Annotated in this window: 13 protein-coding genes; 6 read left to right on the plus strand and 7 right to left on the minus strand. The window is 65.4% G+C overall.

The window, feature by feature from the left end:
• Positions 1 to 76 precede the first annotated feature (76 nt).
• A complete protein-coding gene (locus ABZ459_RS46535) occupies positions 77 to 1,333 on the plus strand; it encodes a glucarate dehydratase family protein (RefSeq protein ID WP_357985742.1) in 1,257 nt (418 codons plus the stop codon).
• 394 nt (positions 1,334 to 1,727) lie between these two features.
• On the opposite strand, the gene ABZ459_RS46540 is transcribed toward ABZ459_RS46535, so the two are convergent.
• Both ABZ459_RS46540 and ABZ459_RS46545 read right to left on the minus strand, forming a co-directional pair.
• Complete coding sequence (locus ABZ459_RS46540; protein ID WP_357985745.1) at positions 1,728 to 2,153, minus strand: hypothetical protein; 426 nt, start codon at positions 2,151 to 2,153, stop codon at positions 1,728 to 1,730.
• 1,813 nt (positions 2,154 to 3,966) lie between these two features.
• Positions 3,967 to 4,464, minus strand: a complete 498-nt coding sequence (locus ABZ459_RS46545) for a DUF402 domain-containing protein (protein WP_357985748.1) — start codon at positions 4,462 to 4,464, stop codon at positions 3,967 to 3,969.
• 913 nt (positions 4,465 to 5,377) lie between these two features.
• Between ABZ459_RS46545 and ABZ459_RS46550 the strand changes: the two genes are divergently transcribed.
• Positions 5,378 to 5,719, plus strand: coding sequence for a transposase (locus tag ABZ459_RS46550; protein ID WP_357985751.1), 342 nt, complete (start codon positions 5,378 to 5,380; stop codon positions 5,717 to 5,719).
• 1,167 nt (positions 5,720 to 6,886) lie between these two features.
• Here ABZ459_RS46550 and ABZ459_RS46555 read toward each other — a convergent pair.
• Both ABZ459_RS46555 and ABZ459_RS46560 read right to left on the minus strand, forming a co-directional pair.
• Positions 6,887 to 7,528: a response regulator transcription factor gene (locus tag ABZ459_RS46555; protein WP_357985754.1), complete on the minus strand. Its 642-nt coding sequence runs from the start codon at positions 7,526 to 7,528 to the stop codon at positions 6,887 to 6,889.
• On the minus strand, positions 7,525 to 8,904 hold the full coding sequence (locus ABZ459_RS46560; RefSeq protein ID WP_357985757.1) for a histidine kinase: 1,380 nt from the start codon (positions 8,902 to 8,904) through the stop codon (positions 7,525 to 7,527). The genes ABZ459_RS46555 and ABZ459_RS46560 overlap by 4 nt, the downstream gene beginning before the upstream one ends.
• Positions 8,905 to 9,016: 112 nt before the next feature.
• On the opposite strand from ABZ459_RS46560, the gene ABZ459_RS46565 reads away from it, so the two are divergent.
• From ABZ459_RS46565 to ABZ459_RS46575, 3 genes are read left to right on the plus strand one after another with little or no spacing between them, the layout of a single operon-like run.
• On the plus strand, positions 9,017 to 9,736 hold the full coding sequence (locus ABZ459_RS46565) for an ATP-binding cassette domain-containing protein (protein ID WP_357985760.1): 720 nt from the start codon (positions 9,017 to 9,019) through the stop codon (positions 9,734 to 9,736).
• Positions 9,733 to 10,497 carry an ABC transporter permease gene (locus tag ABZ459_RS46570; protein ID WP_357985764.1) on the plus strand — a complete coding sequence of 255 codons (765 nt, stop codon included), beginning with the start codon at positions 9,733 to 9,735 and terminating at the stop codon, positions 10,495 to 10,497. The genes ABZ459_RS46565 and ABZ459_RS46570 overlap by 4 nt, the downstream gene beginning before the upstream one ends.
• Positions 10,494 to 11,270, plus strand: coding sequence for an ABC transporter permease subunit (locus tag ABZ459_RS46575; protein ID WP_357985767.1), 777 nt, complete (start codon positions 10,494 to 10,496; stop codon positions 11,268 to 11,270). The genes ABZ459_RS46570 and ABZ459_RS46575 overlap by 4 nt, the downstream gene beginning before the upstream one ends.
• A 103-nt stretch (positions 11,271 to 11,373) precedes the next feature.
• Here the strand turns inward: ABZ459_RS46575 and ABZ459_RS46580 are convergent, their stop codons facing one another.
• The 3 genes from ABZ459_RS46580 to ABZ459_RS46590 form a co-directional block, all read right to left on the minus strand.
• Positions 11,374 to 13,059 carry a ribonuclease J gene (locus tag ABZ459_RS46580; RefSeq protein ID WP_357985770.1) on the minus strand — a complete coding sequence of 562 codons (1,686 nt, stop codon included), beginning with the start codon at positions 13,057 to 13,059 and terminating at the stop codon, positions 11,374 to 11,376.
• Positions 13,060 to 13,113: 54 nt separating this feature from the next.
• Positions 13,114 to 14,031 carry a 4-hydroxy-tetrahydrodipicolinate synthase gene (gene dapA / locus ABZ459_RS46585; RefSeq protein ID WP_357985773.1) on the minus strand — a complete coding sequence of 306 codons (918 nt, stop codon included), beginning with the start codon at positions 14,029 to 14,031 and terminating at the stop codon, positions 13,114 to 13,116.
• 249 nt (positions 14,032 to 14,280) lie between these two features.
• Positions 14,281 to 14,727: a GNAT family N-acetyltransferase gene (locus ABZ459_RS46590; RefSeq protein ID WP_357985776.1), complete on the minus strand. Its 447-nt coding sequence runs from the start codon at positions 14,725 to 14,727 to the stop codon at positions 14,281 to 14,283.
• Between the two features lie 1,033 nt (positions 14,728 to 15,760).
• On the opposite strand from ABZ459_RS46590, the gene ABZ459_RS46595 reads away from it, so the two are divergent.
• Positions 15,761 to 16,477, plus strand: coding sequence for a GntR family transcriptional regulator (locus ABZ459_RS46595; protein ID WP_352320788.1), 717 nt, complete (start codon positions 15,761 to 15,763; stop codon positions 16,475 to 16,477).
• Positions 16,478 to 16,879 lie beyond the last annotated feature (402 nt).

Here is a 16,879-nt window from a genome sequence, read left to right on the forward strand (position 1 = left end):
CCGCTCGATTCTTACAGTTGCGGCAACTTGTCCACAAATCTGGCTATTGTTCATATATATGGACGGCGGTTCTGAAATGATTATCCGGCAGATCCACGTCACCCCCGTCGCCTTCCGGGATCCGCCCCTCCTGAACGCCGCCGGCGTCCACGAGCCGTGGGCCCTGCGGACCATCGTCGAGATCGTCACGGACGAGGGCATCTCCGGACTGGGCGAGACCTACGGCGACCTCGGTCACCTCACCAAGGTCCGCGAGTGCGCGCAGGTCCTGCTCGGGCTCGACGTCCACGCGACCAACGAGATGTACGCCCGCATCGCGGCCACCGTCGGCGACGTCGTGACCGACCTGCACGGACTGACCGGCGTCGCCACCAAGGAGAAGAGCGTCGACCGGGTCTTCTCGCCCTTCGAGGTCGCCTGCCTGGACATCCGCGGCAAAGCGGCCGGCGTACCCGTCGTGGACCTGCTCGGCGGCCGCGTCCGCGACGCCGTCCCCTACAGCGCTTACCTCTTCTACAAGTGGGCGGGTCATCCCGGCGCGGACCCCGACCGCTTCGGCCCGGCCCTCGACGAGGCGGCCCTGGTGGCGCAGGCCGCCCTCCTGATCAAGGAGCACGGCTTCTCCTCGATCAAGCTGAAGGGTGGCGTCCTCCCGCCCGACCAAGAGATCGCCGGCATCCGCGCCCTGCACGAGGCGTTCCCCGGCATCCCCCTCCGCCTCGACCCCAACGCCGCCTGGACCGTCGAGACCGCCATCCGCGTCGGCCGCGAACTCGACGGCGCCCTCCAGTACCTGGAGGACCCCACGCCGGGCATCGCGGGCATGGCCGAGGTCGCCAGGGCCGTCCCGATGCCGCTGGCCACGAACATGTGCGTCGTCACCCCCGAACACCTGCCCCCCGCCATCTCCGCCGGCGCGATCGGCGTGCTCCTGCTGGATCACCACTACTGGGGCGGCCTCGTACGGTCCGCCCACATCGCCACCCTCTGCGGCACCTTCGGCCTGGACCTGTCGATGCACTCCAACTCCCATCTCGGCATCAGCCTGGCCGCGATGACCCACCTGGCCGCCGCCACCCCGAACCTCACCTTCGCCTGCGACACCCACACCCCCTGGCAGGACGGCCAGGACGTGGTGCTCCCCGGCAGCCTGCGCTTCGTCGACGGCGCCGTACCGGTGCCCACCGGGCCGGGCCTGGGCGTCGAACTGGACCGCGACGCGCTGGCGGTCATGCACGAGCAGTACGAGACCTGCGGCATCCGCGCCCGCGACGACACGACCTACATGCGCCGCATCGAACCCGCCTTCTCCGCGAAGATCCCCCGCTGGTGAACGTCGCCTACGTCTACCCCTGGGACGTCGTCGGCGACCCGACCGCCCCCACCCGCCTGGCCGAGCTGGGCGTGGACACGATCGCCCTGGCCGCCGGCTACCACTCCACCCGCGCCGCCACCCCGTACCACCCGGCGCACCGCGTCCTGGACGTTGCCCATCCCGCCTTCTACCTGCCGATCCGCCCCTACGCCTGGTCCCGCCTGGTCCCCGCCGCCCCCACCTGGACCCCGCCGGACGCCTACCTCCAAGCCCAGACGGCCCTACGGAAGGCCGGCCTCAAGGTCCACGCCTGGACCGTCCTCACGCACAACTCCTACCTGGGAACCCGGTTCCCGGACCTGACCGTGCGCAACGCCTTCGGCGACCCGTACCCGTACGCCCTCTGTCCCGCTCACGAGGATGTCCTGGCGTACTGCGAGACCCTCGTCACGGAGATCCTCACCCTCGCCGAACCGGACGGCCTGATCCTTGAGGCGTGCGGACCGATGGGGTTCGGGCACCAGGGCGTCCACGAGAAGACCTCCGGCGCCGACTGGACCCCCACCGACGCCGACCTCCTCTCCTTGTGCTTCTGCACCACCTGCGCCCCCCAGTACCCCCCAGAAACCGCCACAAGAGTCCGCACAATCATCGACACCGCCAACCTCTCCCCCACCCTCACCACCCTCCCAACCAACCCCCCACGCGCCTCCGCAACCCCAACCAGCGCCGCCCTTGCCTCCGCAACCCCAACCAGCGCCACCTTGGCTGCCGACACCTCAACGGCCCCCACCGCGGCCCCCCTGGCCACAACCGACACCACCGCGGCGTCGCGCACGAAAGGCGCGCCGCCCACAGCCCCAGACAGCGCCCAGGTCGTCCCCCCAGCCTCCCGCACCCCGAAATCCCCCACCGCACGCCCCGGCACCCCACTCTCGGGAACCCCGACTTCGCGGCCCTCAACCTCGGAGCCCCCAACGCCGGGCCCCCCAGCCTCAGAGACCCCGACTTCGGGCCCCTCAGCCTCAGAGACCTCAACTCCGGGCCCCTCAGCCTCAGAGACCTCAACTCCGGGCCCCTCAGCCTCAGAGACCTCAGCCTCGGAGACCTTGGCTTCGGATACCTCAGCTTCCGGTCAGCCAACCTCAGAGACACCGCCCGCAGGGACCTCGACCTCCGGTAGCCAAGTTTCAGAGACCCGAGCCCCTGGCACCCCGCCCTCAGAGACCCGAGCCTTACAGACCCGCAGTTCGGCGCCCCGAGCCAGGGGCTCAGCGTCAGGCACCCGGGGCGTAGACACCGAAAGCGCTGCTCGGCCTTTTCAGAGCACCACAGTCCGCACCCCCACGGCCTCGGACACCTCTGGCCATCCAACCCCCCGGCACCACATCGACACGATGGAACTCGCCCTCGGCCCCCTGGCCGACGAGATAAGGGCAACCCGGGTGCGACTGTCAGCCTCCCTCCGCCGCCGTCTCATCTCAGCCGCCCGGCGAACAGCGCCGACCATCCCCATCACGCTGCACGCCGACCCGAACCCCTGGGCCACCGGCGCCTTCGCCGCCCTGCCCTTGGGGGACCCAACCCTGGACGTCCTCGTGGGCAACTGCTGGGGCGACACCCGCACCGACGCCGCCCGCCTCACAACCCTCGCCAACCTGTGCACGCCTGGCCAACGAGTAGGCGCCTACGTCCTGGCCCTCCCACCGCGCCCCGCCGACGCAGCCGCCCTGGCCGAACAACTGAAGATCTACGCCAACGCCGGCGCCTCAGAATTTCACCTCTACCACGCAGGCCTGGCGTCCCCCCACCGCCTCTCGGCCATCGCAACCGCGCTCCGTCTCCTCCAATAACCCCGTTCCAATGGTCTGCACCGGTCCCCTCGAAGCCCGACCACGAACCACTGACGATCATCGTTCCGAACCAAGTCAACGGCGAGCCCTGAGCCCCCAAGAGGCCACCAACGGTGGAGCCCACAGCGAGTCCCATGCCCCATAACCAACAGGGCTGCCGCCTAGGTCACCGATACACGGAACTGCTAGAGAAGTAGCACCAAGCCATGGCCCGGCACCTCACCCCCCAGAAGGAGACACAACAACTCAGCGGCCCCCCACTCCTCACCAGCGATGCCCCCTGCCACGAAACGAGCCACCGTCGCAGAGGACAGCGATGCACCAGCCGCACGTCGATCTCCCAGCGCTCACGTCCACACAACGGAAAGCCCGCACGAGGTCGCTGAAAGCTCGCCCTGGGAACGAATGCCCCAAGCGATGATCAACCACCTAGCGTGATCGACCGCTCAGCGAAGGTCACAAACAGCCCTGCCACCATCACCGACCACCCGCCGCGACGCTTACCGCAGATGCAGGCGAACACTCACCTACCAGCAGCGCGAGCAAAGGAAGCCGCAACCAGCCGCCACCCAGCAGCAAGCCATGGCGGGCAACCCGCCACACCCCGACGGGCGCAAGGTTCACACCACAGACCAGGCACTCCCCAGGCCACCCGTCACCATCACAGTCCGGACTCCGGCCACTCGCCTGAGCAGTGCCAGCCGCCTCACGCGACCCCCAACACACCCCGCCATATCAGCCACCGAGGCAAGCCCGAGCCTGCCGCCCCGCTCAACCCACCATCCGAACAGACGACACTCATTCCATCATCGCAAGCCACTTCACGTGCGCTCCCCCGAACGGCCCTCTACGAGCCCCGACCGCATCCATCAGCCACCGCGCGCTCGCTTCCGCCCCAGCGATCAACTCCGGCGGATACCCCAGCACCATCTGATGCTCAGCGAACTCGTCCTCATCGTCGAGAATGAGCCGCCCATCCCGCTTCCTGATCACGTCGAGATCGAGATCCAACATGGTGACCTCGTCATCCCGCCACTCGGGAACCGTGGTGACATCCACATAGACCTCGGTGCGGTGCGGTGCCGCATTGAACGATGCCGCCCACCAGGCATCCCGCGGGAACAGCATGATCGCGTGGTTGTCCCAGGTGATGGCAGGCCCATCCCCCTTGCGCGCAACCGTCCCTCCTGGCACGGCCACCCAAACCCCATGTTGATCATCTCCGAGCACCGTGCCCGGATGGTTCCAGTGCAACGCCCCGCCGTACTTCCGAAACACCACCTGTACATCAGTCATAGAACAAATCTACTTTTCGTCCACCTCCACCACGAGAACCGAGAGGGCATCCCTCTCGTCCTCTTCAGCCCGCCCTCCCCCAGGCCCCTGAGACCGTGCCCTCGCCACAGCCTCAGCCCGAATCCTCACCTGCCTGCGACCGCACCATGCAGCAGCCATCAGGCACGCCGCACAGCACAGGCCTCAAGCCACTCAACGCTGCCTCCTGAGAGTCGACGAACCTTCCCCCAACCAACTCACGGAGACGCGCCAGCCATCAGCAGCCATTCCTGTAGCCACCACCGGAGACCGCCAAGGGACTTGAACTTGGATCAGAAACACAGCTCGAACACAACTACTTGTCCACACCGAGCGCACTCAGATTCTGAAGTGCAGACCACCACGGCGAGCGCCCTGCACTCCCAACCGGTCCAGCGCCAGCCCCCTCGCGCTACACCAAGGCCGGCACGCTTTCCCCAAGCCGGAAAGCCTCTCAATTTGAGCAGTCACGCCCTCATCAGAACAGATCCCATCACGCACCAGCAGAGGCGCGTCTCCCTCAACACGCACAGCCAGCGCACTCCACCTTTGCCCGTACGCACTCCAATTGAGCCACGGGGAATTCTTGCAGCCACACGCCATATACCACAAAGTCCCCGCAGACCCACAAACAATATCAGCCTTGATAATCGGCGACCTATCGACCAAATAGCCAGGCCTTTCACCGTTCCCGCCCCCATTCACACACTTCCAGTCGAAGAACGCCCCCAAGGAGTCACTTACCACTCCGCTCGAATCCCGCTCAAATACTGAGCCGTGGCAACACATAGCGACTTGACCGATAGAGCACGAGACCGGATCGCCCCCGACTTCTGTCTACCGCAGGCCCCGGCCGCCCCTGGCGTGGGCATCGGCAAGTAGTGAACGGAATTCTGTGGCGCTTCGAGCCGGATCGACCTGGCGAGAAATCCCAGAATGCTACGGCACACGGCAAACCTGCTACGAACGGTACAAGCGCTGGACCGAGGACGGAAGGTGGCCACGAGCCCTGACGGAAGCGCAAGCCTCAGAGGACCCCACCCCTCCCCAGGACACCCTCCTCCCTCCAGCCCACGCAACCCATAGCCCTCAAAGGCCGCAAACCCCATCAGATAATCCCCTCAAGCCTGCAGCAATTCCCCATAAGACGCAAAGTAGGCACTTAATCCGCTCCCCCCGAACCGCCCACCTTCGCCATTCCGTCAGCATCAAGATAAGAATTCACTCCCACAACTAGGCCACCGGCTAGTAATCTTCACCCTGAGCAAGCCAAAACACTGAACAGTTTCCACACCAACCTGTTCAAAGTAGGACAGATCGATCCGATATCGGATCCCATAGACACCCGCGCGGGCACTTAGAATCCCCCTCCATTTTGCCCGCGCGGGCACCTACCGGCTCCTCCACTCCGGCCCGCGCGGGCACCAACCCCTACACCTGTGCCCGCGCGGGCCGCCCCTTCAGGTCGGACACTTCCATACGAACGCGCCAGCGATGTCCGCACCGAAGATCCATGAGCTGGGCAAGTGCTGCTGCCAGCAGGCGGGAACACGGCGCGCGGGCACCAAGTCCCCTCCTCCCCAAAGGGGCAACCGCCTTCATCATGGTCAAACTAAGCGTGTAACGCGCCTCAGCATGTCCCCCTCAGTACGCACCCATGCTGCTTGCGCCCCCTGGCTCACCGAGGGCGGCCGGCGCCGACTGCGTGTCCGCGCTGCCGCTGCTCGCCGCCGCCTGGCGTCCTGCCCCCTCAAGCCAACGGCCAACGACTCCAGCCGCGTCTCGCCCGGAGCGGGCATACCTGGGACATCCCAGGACCGAGATCACCCGGCTCCAGCAGAACCCCTCCGAATGACACCGGCTCGCCCACGGCGGAACACGTTTCCCCTGCCGTTGGTCGATGCCGGCTTGATCGATGATTACACCTCCTGGCCCAATCCGCCGTCCCAGGCGCGGATGACGCGAATCGCCCCGGCACCGCCAACCCTGAACCAAAAGCGAGAGCGCCTTCAGCGGCGAGCCGTCGCCCAGGTCTTCGCGGCGCAGCCCTGATCGAGCGTGCTCGGTAACTCCGGTCCACCCTTCGCCTCGGTCGGCCGGGAGCCCGATAAGGCCCCAACCAGCCGAGAATCCATCAAGGTCGATGGCCACGCATCCGATAGATGATGGCTCCCGTAACAGCCTGAACCCGCCGCCGTAACTCCGCCCGCCCCTCCAACAGACCCAGATTACGAAGTGCGACTGGAGTACTCACTTCCTCCAGACGACCGGCGGCAAGCGACCGTCCGATACGCACAAATCGGCTTCCCGCAGTCCCGTCCTCCGGCCCTACAAAGTCCGCATCCTGCGAAGATCCCCGACGACCAGAGAGCACCGAGCACGGGGCAATTCAGGCCCTCTTGCGTCACCGTCTCGCGGAAACCAGCCCACTTTCATAGGCCGCGATAACCAACTGCGCTCTGTCACGAGCTTCCAACTTCGTGCGCAAGCGGCCGATATGCGTCTTGATGGTGGCCAAGCTCAACCGCAAATGGTCAGCGATCTCCTCGTTGGACAGCCCACGAGCGATCAACAGCAGCACTTCCCTCTCTCGTTCCGTCACCCTGTCCAGCCCCTGTGGCCGCTGCGCCACTGGGGTCTTCGTGAACTCCTCGATCAAGCGTCGCGTCACCGTTGGCGCCAGCAAAGCCTCACCGCTCGCAACCACACGAACGGCAGCGAGCAGGTCCGCCGGCGGCGTGTCCTTAAGTAGAAATCCACTCGCACCGGCCCGAAGAGCGTCGTAGACGTACGCATCCAGATCGAACATCGTCACCACGAGAACCCGCGACACATCGCCAATACGCCGAGTCGCCTCGATGCCATCCATGTCCGGCATACGAACATCCATCAGCACCACATCGGGCCGATGCTCCAAGACGACTGCCACTGCTTCAGCACCGGTTGATGCCTCGCCCACCACTGTCATGTCCGGCTCGGAGTCGACCAACATCGTGAAGCTCCCCCTGAGCAGAGCTTGATCGTCAGCAATGACCACCTTGATCATGAGACCTCCTGATACGGCAGACGTGCGAAGACACGAAACCCTCGTCGAGGCAGGCTTCCCGCTTCAAAGACTCCGCCGTACATCATGACCCGCTCCCGCATTCCAATCAGTCCGTGGCCGGAGCCGCCCCCGGGCGACACACGCCTTCCTGGGCCCTCGTCCACCACCTCGATCCGCACCTCGCCCCCATCCGTTACGACAGAGACCTGACAGCGAGTCGGTGAGGCATGCTTGACCACGTTCGTGAGCGCCTCCTGCACGATGCGATAGACGGACAACTCCACCCCATCGGGCAACCGTCTTCCCGCCGCCGCCCCACCTTCTCGTCGTTCCTCCACTCCATGCGCGGCGACGACTCCCCCGAACAGGCCCTCATCCGGCGCACGGTCATCGTCCGAACGCGTGGCCTGTTCCCCGCCAAGAGGCCCGCCTACTTCGCGAGGCCCCGTCTTTGGACGCCCTAGTGGCGCGTTTTCAGCCTTACCCCGCAGACCTGTCCTTTCCTGGCCGGCCTCATCTCCACCGATCCGGAGGTCCAGCGCGACCTCGACCCCAGCTTGCCTAGCTTGCTCCACCAAGCCCTCCAGGCCCGCGATACCCGGAACGGGAACAAGATCTGCCAGCTGGCTCGAACGCAGCATGCCGAGAAGATGGCGCATCTCCACCAGAGCACTCCGGCTGGCGGTCTCGATCACACGCAAGGCGTCGTGTGCTTCTTCCGGCCTGGTCGCCAGCACGTGATTGGCCACACCCGCCTTGACCGCGATCAATCCCACACTGTGAGTCACGACATCGTGCAGTTCCCGCGCGATGCGTAACCGTTCCTGCGTCACTGCATGCTCGGCCATTCGCCCGGCCTCACGAGCGGCGTACAACCTGCGTTCCCGGACGGCCCTCCCTATGGTCCAGGCTCCGCCGAGCGCCGCGATGCCGACCAGCGGTCGATCGATGTGCACGAGCCAAGCGGGCGTGCCCCCGCCCGGCGCGCCACCTGCGACCACCAGTCCGAACACACTGGTCATGCTGACCACACCGATGGCCGAGGACGGCAGCACGGCCCCGAATCTGTCGGACGTCGCCACGATGTAGATCGCATAAGCGGGTGCGATGCAGGCGTATCCCACCACGTCAACTGCAACTGCGAAGATGGCGAGCGTCAGCGTGAAACAGAAGACAGGCAGAGGCCACAGCCTTCGCACCGCCAAAGGCAGGCCCAGCCCGCACGGGAGGGCGATCTTCAACCACGGTGGCACCCCGGGCGCGGCTACCGCCGCTGTGACGAACACGAACGCGAACCCCAGCCCCGCCATCAGATCGAGCACGATCAGCTGACCGCGGCTCCAGCGCCTGGCGAAGAAGGGATGGTTCTCGTTCACGCGTTGAACGGTAGCCTCTCGCCGAGCTGAGCACGTCAGCCCTGGGTCTGACCCTGAAGTTCGAACCGTGGTCTGATGCGCCGCCGGCCCGGCATGCCGCATCTTCTTCAGCGTGATCGAACTTCAGCACCTCACCAAGCGGTACGACGACACGCTCGCCGTGGACGATCTGTCTTTCAAGGTCGAGCCGGGCCATGTGACGGGTTTCCTCGGCCCCAACGGCGCCGGCAAATCCACCACACTGCGCCTGATCCTCGGCCTGGACGCGCCGACCTCCGGCCAGGCGCTGGTCGACGGCCGACGCTATGCCTCCTTTCGCAAGCCCATGTTCAAGGTGGGGGCGCTGCTCGACGCGAGTGCGGTCCATGGCGGGCGCAGCGCCTACAACCATCTGCTCTGCCTGGCCGCCACCAACGGCATCGGTGCCACACGCGTGGCCGAGGTGCTTGAGCAGGTCGGGTTGGCGAGTGTGGCACGAAAACGCGTGGCCGGCTTCTCCCTCGGCATGAAGCAGCGACTCGGCATCGCCGCAGCGTTGCTCGGCGATCCTGGTGTGCTGCTGTTCGACGAGCCCGTCAACGGCCTCGATCCCGACGGGGTGCGCTGGATCCGCGACCTGATGCGGTCACTGGCCGCCGAGGGCAGGACCGTCCTGCTCTCCAGTCACCTGATGAGCGAGATGGCGTTGACCGCTGAACGCATCGTGATCCTCGGCCGTGGGCGGCTGGTGGCGCACTCCACGGTCAACGAGCTGACGGCGCGCTATCCCTCGCTGGAAGACGCCTATATGGCTCTGACGGCGAACAGCGTCCAGTTCGGGGCGGCGAGATGAGGGCGGCTCTGCTGGCCGAATGGCTGAAGCTCCGGTCCGTGACTTCCACCTGGCATGCCATGGGTGCAGCGGCTCTCATGGCGGTGCTCGGCGTGTTCTGGACGCTCTATGTCAGCGACCTCGCCGAAGATCGAGGGACGCTGCAGGCAGCCGCGCCGGAACAAGGACTCCTGCCGCTCCTTCAGATGAGCCTCACCGTGCTCGGCGTACTGGCGGTCACGTCCGAATACGCGACAGGCATGATTCGCGCCAGTCTTACCGTCGTTCCCCGGCGCAGCACCTTACTTCTGGCCAAGGCCGTCGTCGTCGGCCTGGCCACGTTCACAGCGGCTCACGTCATCCTTCTGGTCACCTATTCGGCGAGCCGTCTGATCGCCCACGACCATCGGCTGGGCTTCAACGAGACTCCGCTGGCCGACGACGTGCCGATGCTGTTAGCCGCGGGGATCTCGGTGACAGCGCTGGCTCTGGTGGGGCTCGGCCTGGGCATAGCCACGCGGTCGACGGCTGGCGCGCTCATATCGGTCGTGGTTCTGCTGTTCGTCCTGCCCGGTGTTGCCGCATACCTACCTGCGCCGTGGAACACGCGTGCCGCATCGCTGCTGCTGCCGAACCTGGTTCCCCAACTGGTCGGCGATCGCCTCTCGTCCCGGCTTGGAGACGGCCTTCTTCCACCTTGGGCCGCGCTCCTGGGCCTCCTGGCCTACCCGGTGATCGCGCTCGTCGCCGGTTTCATCTTGCTCAAGCGGAGGGACGTATGAGTGTTCTCACCTCAGAGTGGCTGAAGGTCCGTTCGGTCCGCTCTTCCTATCTCATCGTCAGCATCAGTCTCGGCACGATCCTTCTGAGCCTCGCCTTGGCCTCCATGGCGGCCGGCATGTACGACAACGCTCCTGCTGAGCAGCGTCCGACTGCCCGGATAGCGGATCTGGAGGAGGTACTGGTGATCGTGCCGCAGCTTTGCATGGGCGTTCTGGGCACATTGGCCGTCACATCTGAATACACCACCGGCTTGATCAGGACGAGTCTGACGGCCGTCCCCCGTAGATGGCCGCTTCTCGCTGCGAAGGCCGCCGTGGTCGGCGTATTGAGCTTGGTCATTGGCCCGGTGGCGGTGTTCGGGACGTACTTCGTCTCGCGTTGGGTGCTTGGCGACCGATTCTCCGGCGCATACCTGACCTCGTTCGCGGACAGGCTTCCGTTCCTGCTCGTTACCAGTGCCACGGTTGTGGTCTTCGCGCTGCTTGGCTTGGGATTGGGCGCGCTTCTGCGATCCGCCCCTGGTGCGATCGCCTTGTTGGTGGGTCTGATCTATGTGATCCCGATGATCGTGGGCAACATCCCGGAGCCCTGGAGTGAACGGCTGGGCTCGATCATGATCGGTGCGCTTCCCCGCGAGATCACCGGCGACATCATCACCACATCGGTGTACGGGTCACTTCTGTCTCCGCCTGCGGCCGCCACCGTGCTGGTGTTGTACGCGGTTCTTCCCCTGCTGACCGCCATCTGGCTCATACGCAGGAGGGACGCTTGAGATGCCCCCTCCATGGACCTTGTTGTTGAGAGGCATCCTCTGCCGTCTCGTTTCCCAACTGCGGGTACGGCAGGCTCAGGTGCCTGCCGTACCGCTCAGTGGCTCAGACTTCGACCACGACGGGAATGATCATGGGTCGGCGGCGGTAAGTGTCGCTGACCCAACGGCCGACCGTGCGGCGCACGACCCGGCGGATCTCCTGCATGTCGACCACGCCATCCGCGGCCTTGTCCTGAAGAGCTCTTTCGATCTGCGGAATGAACTCCTCGAACTGCGCCGGATCGATGCCGGATCCTCGTGCGTGGATCTCGGGGCCGGCGGTGAGCTTGCCGGTGGCGGAGTCGACCACGACGACCACCGAGATGAACCCTTCGTCGCCGAGAATCCTGCGGTCCTTCAGCGAGGTGTCGGTAATCTCGCCCACCGAGGTGCCGTCGACATAGACGTACCCGGCGTGAACCGCTCCCACGATCCTCGCTCTGCCGTCGACCAGGTCCACCACGACGCCGTCCTCGGCGATCACGATGTGGTCGTCGGGAACACCGGTCAGCGCGGCGAGCTTGGCGTGCGCCCGCAGGTGCCGCCATTCGCCGTGAACCGGCATGAAGTTCGACGGGCGAGTCAGGTTGAGGACGTAAAGGAGCTCGCCCGCGGCCGCGTGGCCGGAGACGTGCACCTTGGCGTTGCCCTTGTGCACGACACGAGCGCCCCACCTGGTGAGTCCGTTGATCACCTTGTTGACCGCGGTCTCGTTCCCCGGCACCAGCGACGACGCCAGCAACACGGTGTCACCCTCGGCGATGCGGATCGGATGATCGCGGTTGGCCATCCGCGACAGCGCCGCCATGGGCTCGCCCTGGGAACCGGTGCAGACCAGCACCACGTCTTCCGGCGGCCACTGCTCGATGTCGCGCGAGTCGACGATCAACTCCGGCGGCACCTTGAGGTAGCCCAGATCACGAGCCACGCCCATGTTCCGGACCATCGATCGGCCCACCAGGGCAACCTTGCGGCCGTGCCTGGCCGCGGCATCCATCACTTGCTGGATGCGGTGCACGTGCGAGGCGAAGCTCGCCACGATCACGCGCTGCTCGGACGTGCGGATCACCTCGTCGATGACCGGCCCGATCTCCCGCTCACTGGTGACGAACCCCGGCACCTCGGCGTTGGTGGAGTCCGACATCAGCAGGTCGACGCCCTCGGTGCCGAGCCTGGCGAAGCCGCCGAGGTCGGTGAGCCGGCCGTCGCTCGGCAACTGGTCCATACGGAAGTCGCCGGTGTGCAGGACGATGCCGGCGGGCGTCCTGATCGCCACAGCCAGCGCGTCGGGGATCGAGTGGTTCACCGCGAGGAACTCGCAGTCGAAGGGCCCGAAGATGTGCCGTTCGCCCTCGACGACCTCGACCTTGGTCGGCTGGATCCGGTGCTCCGTCAGCTTGGCCTCGATCAGGGCCAAGGTGAGCTTGGATCCGATGAGCGGAATGTTGCGCCGCTCTCGCAGAAGGTAAGGTACCGCCCCGATGTGGTCCTCGTGGGCGTGGGTCAGCACGACGGCTTCGATGTCGTCGAGCCTGTCCCTGATGTATTCGAAGTCGGGCAGGATCAGGTCGACGCCCGGCTGATCGGGCTCGGGGAACAACACCCCGCAGTCGACGATCAGCAGTCGGCCGTCGTATTCGAAGACGGCCATGTTCCTGCCGATCTCCCCCAACCCGCCGAGCGCGACGATGCGCAGGCCGCCGTAAGGCAGCTCCGGCGGGGGGCCAAGCTCAGGATGCGGATGGCTCATGCCCGGCCCCCATGGTCAAATCGTGTTCTCAAAACTCCCGGTTCCTCCCCGTTCCTATGCGTCTGTCAACTTCACCCCGCCGGCTACCAGGCAAGCACGCAGCTCGGCGATTTGCTTCTCTGTCGCGGCCACGAGCGGCAGACGTACCGGTCCCGCCGGCACACCCACCAAGCTCAGCGCCGCCTTTGCCATGATCGCGCCACCGGCCTTCAGCATGATCCCGTCCACTACAGGGGCCACCTGACCGTGTACTTCCAGCGCTTGCTTCACGTCACCGCTCTTGTGCAACTCGATCATGCGAGCCAGTTCGGAGCCCACGACATGTCCGACGACGCTGACGAACCCTGCGGCGCCAAGGGACAGCCAGGCGAGGTTGAGCAGGTCGTCGCCGGAGTAGAAGACGAGATCGGTCGCCGTCATGACCTGGCTGGCGGCGAACAGGTCGCCCTTTGCGTCCTTCACGGCCACGATGCGGTCGTGCTGCGCCAGACGGATCAACGTCTCGGTCTTGATCGGCACGCCGCTGCGCCCAGGGATGTCGTAGAGCATCACCGGGAGCTCGGTGGCGTCGGCCACGCGGGTGAAGTGCTGGTAGAGCCCCTCTTGAGGGGGCTTGTTGTAGTAGGGAGTCACCACCAGCAGCGCGTGGGCCCCCACCTCCGCCGCCTGCTTCGCGAGCTTGACGGTGTGGCGTGTGTCATTCGTCCCGACTCCCGCCACCACGGTGGCGCGGTCGCCAACGGCCTCCAGGACGGCGCTGACGATCCGTCGCTTCTCATCGTCCGAGGTGGTGGGCGACTCGCCTGTCGTCCCATTGACGATCAGGCCATCGTTGCGCTGCTCGTCCACCAGGTAGGTGGCCAGGCGTCGTACGCCTTCGTAGTCGACGTCGCCGTCAGAGGTGAACGGCGTGACCATCGCGGTCAGCATGCGACCGAAGGGCGCTTCGGCGGTTCCAGTTGGCGATGCCATAGTGCGAACGCTACCTGGATTCGGAAAAACGTTGGACGTCGCCACCCCGCTTTGCCTGCCCGACGGAGCCATTTGCCCTCATTCGCAGGCGTTCTGAGGAGCAAGGTGACAAGGATGACCGCGTGGGGTAACCCGATCTACTTCGCTCGCGATCATCCCGCGGGCAGCCGAGTCCCCATCATCTCCGTCCACACCCACCTTTCCTTGGACGGGGCCGAAGAGGGAAGATCAGCCACCACCCGGCGCCCCCTACCGGGACAGTTCGATCTGGTACCTGATGAAGCCCCTGTTCTCGGCCACCTTGTCATAGAGACGGCGCGCGGTGCTGTTCGATTCGTGGGTGTTCCAGTAGACACGGGAGCAGCCGCCATCCCGAGCCCAGTCCGCGACAGCCTCGATCAGTTTGCGTCCCACTCCCCTGCCCCGGACATCTGGGTCCGTGAACAGATCCTGGAGATAGCAGACGTCGGCGTCAGGGGCCGAGGTGCTGGCATGGACCAGGAAGTGGGTGATGCCGACGAGCCGCCCGTCCAACCTCGCGCCGAAGGCGTGCATCCGAGTGTCTGCCTGGAACTCCTGCCAGGCCCGGCCGTACATCTCGTCCGGTTCGACTCGCTGATAGAAGTCGATGTACGCCCGGAACAAGCTCTCCCACGCATCCCGGTCGGACGGCATGAGCTTGCCAATGCTGATCACATGGTCTCCTTACGGGCACGGCCTCAGACAGCCGAGCCCACAGGACGGACCAGGCCGGCGACTAAGCCGAAGGCGGAAGCACACAACCTAGGGAGAAGGTGGTCCTCTACAACACAGCCACTTCTTTGGGATATCAGAAGACCACTCCGTCTGATGCTTACCGCCTCCCAAGGGGGATGCGCCACGAAAGTGCACCCGCTGTCACCAGCCACCAATCAGAGGGGGCACTCCAGCGCTGCACCGCTCCGCACCCCCTCGGCGAGAGCAACTGAGCCGCGGGCAATCTCGCCGACTGACAACTCCCGTCAGCGCTGACCGGTCTCCAGGAACTGACGGCACTCCAGGCGCCGATTGCTCTCCAGGAACTGACGGCACTCCAGGTGCCGATGGTTTCCAGGCGCTGATCGTCCTGCGTGTGCTGATGGCCCTGCGGGTGCCGACGACCTTGCGGGTGCTGATGGCCGGTGATGACGGCCCTGCGGGTACGGGGGCCTCCTCGGCTGCCCTCTCGTCCGCTGAGCACCCACAGCTGGGACCGCTGCAGTGGCTGATCACGTGCGCCCCGCTCCGCCCGTCACTCTCCGCGTCAGCGAGCACGCGTGGTTGTTGCCGTCACGGCAGTCGCGCGCATGAACGGGGAAGCTTGGCGCTGTCCTCGTTCCCATCCGACAGGTTCTTCTCTCAGTGCTCCACTGTCGGCGCGTCCCCAACCGTGGATCCGGCAGGCTGGTTGCGACATGCCACGAAAAGACAGGAACCAGAGCTCAACGTACCGAATGAGCTGCGCGAGCATGCCTCGACGGCCGCACTCGAGGGTGCGCATTGGAAGAGGCCGCCGATATGTGCTCGGGGGTACACACATCGACGACCTCTACCGGAGAATCGGTGTCCCTTACATCAGCGTTACAGGGTTTCTCCCATAATCTTCCACCATCGCAAAGTTGGGGCTCCAGCAGTCATCGATGACGGTCGGTTACCTGTCGAATACGGCAACATGGGGCAACGCCTCACACGAACCCCCAGGGATGGACTAGTGGCCACCTCAGATCCGGTCTACCTGCGTGTCGTCGAAGACATCCGGCGGCAGATCCTCGACGGCACCCTCCCCCCAGGCGCGCCCATTCCCTCACGGGCGCAACTGACCCGTAAGTATCAGGTCGGTGAGACCGCTGCCCGTCACGCTCTACGTGTTCTCGCGGGTGAGGGTCTCATTATCGGCCGTGTCGGTTCAGGCCATTACGTCAGGGACCGTCCAAATTTGACCCCCTTGCATCGATGGCGCTTCCTTGACCACCCCGCGCCGTTCGCGTCCGACCTGCAGTCCCAAGGCAGGCGCGTGACGTGGGATTGGCACAGCGAACCGGCCGACGCCAGCCCCGACATCGCCAGACGTCTACGCATCGACGAACATTCCACGCTGACCAGAACGCACTACGTCTTTCGAGGCGACGGCAAGCCGATCCAACTTGTCACCGCCTACGAGCCGATGGCGTTCGTCGCCCACACCGAGGAGGAACGCCGCAGCTTGGTCGCGAGGATGTACGCGCACGGCATAAAGATCACTGAGGTCGTCGAGAGCATCCACACCCGGGTGCCTCAGCCGGCCGAGAGCGATGCGCTCGATCTGGCGGCAGGGGTTCACGTTCTGCATGTCGAACGTACGCACTGGGCCGGCGAACGTCCTGTCGAAACCAGCGACATCGTCATTCCGGGTGATCGCTTCAGAGTGATGTACAGCATGCCCGTCTGACCGGTTTGGGCTCCGGGTGGCGCCGCGCCTCGCCGCCTGGAGCCTCGCGTACCCACGCAAAGGTCCCCCTGGGAAGCGATACCTCGAGGAACCGAAGGGCCACAAGCCGGATCGCCATCCGCCTACTGATCTGGCCGGTGAGCGCGGTAGGACGCGCCACCCTCATGGAGCCCACATGGGGGAACTACGCGCCATGAGGCTCCGAAGGCGATCTCCCGGCACTCGGAACATGACAACTTCTCTTCCGGCAGCAGATCACCCACGCCCTCGGCATAGAGTTCGCATCAGACCAGGTCAAGAGCCCGTTTGAACCGCTCCGACTTTCTTGGAGACCCTGAAGCCAGCATGATCGTGCTGGCGGAAGGGAGAATCACACGCGATGCCAGCCCCCAGGAAGTACCC

Source organism: Nonomuraea sp. NPDC005692, assembly GCF_040631115.1.
Lineage (GTDB): Bacteria > Actinomycetota > Actinomycetes > Streptosporangiales > Streptosporangiaceae > Nonomuraea.

Excerpts from the sequence above, each read along its gene's own strand:
- ABZ459_RS46535 (WP_357985742.1), top strand. The coding sequence starts at position 77 with ATGATTATCCGGCAGATCCACGTCACCCCCGTCGCCTTCCGGGATCCG.
- dapA (WP_357985773.1), bottom strand. The coding sequence starts at position 14,031 with ATGGCATCGCCAACTGGAACCGCCGAAGCGCCCTTCGGTCGCATGCTG.
- ABZ459_RS46555 (WP_357985754.1), bottom strand. The coding sequence starts at position 7,528 with ATGATCAAGGTGGTCATTGCTGACGATCAAGCTCTGCTCAGGGGGAGC.
- ABZ459_RS46545 (WP_357985748.1), bottom strand. The coding sequence starts at position 4,464 with ATGACTGATGTACAGGTGGTGTTTCGGAAGTACGGCGGGGCGTTGCAC.
- ABZ459_RS46570 (WP_357985764.1), top strand. The coding sequence starts at position 9,733 with ATGAGGGCGGCTCTGCTGGCCGAATGGCTGAAGCTCCGGTCCGTGACT.
- ABZ459_RS46575 (WP_357985767.1), top strand. The coding sequence starts at position 10,494 with ATGAGTGTTCTCACCTCAGAGTGGCTGAAGGTCCGTTCGGTCCGCTCT.
- ABZ459_RS46580 (WP_357985770.1), bottom strand. The coding sequence starts at position 13,059 with ATGAGCCATCCGCATCCTGAGCTTGGCCCCCCGCCGGAGCTGCCTTAC.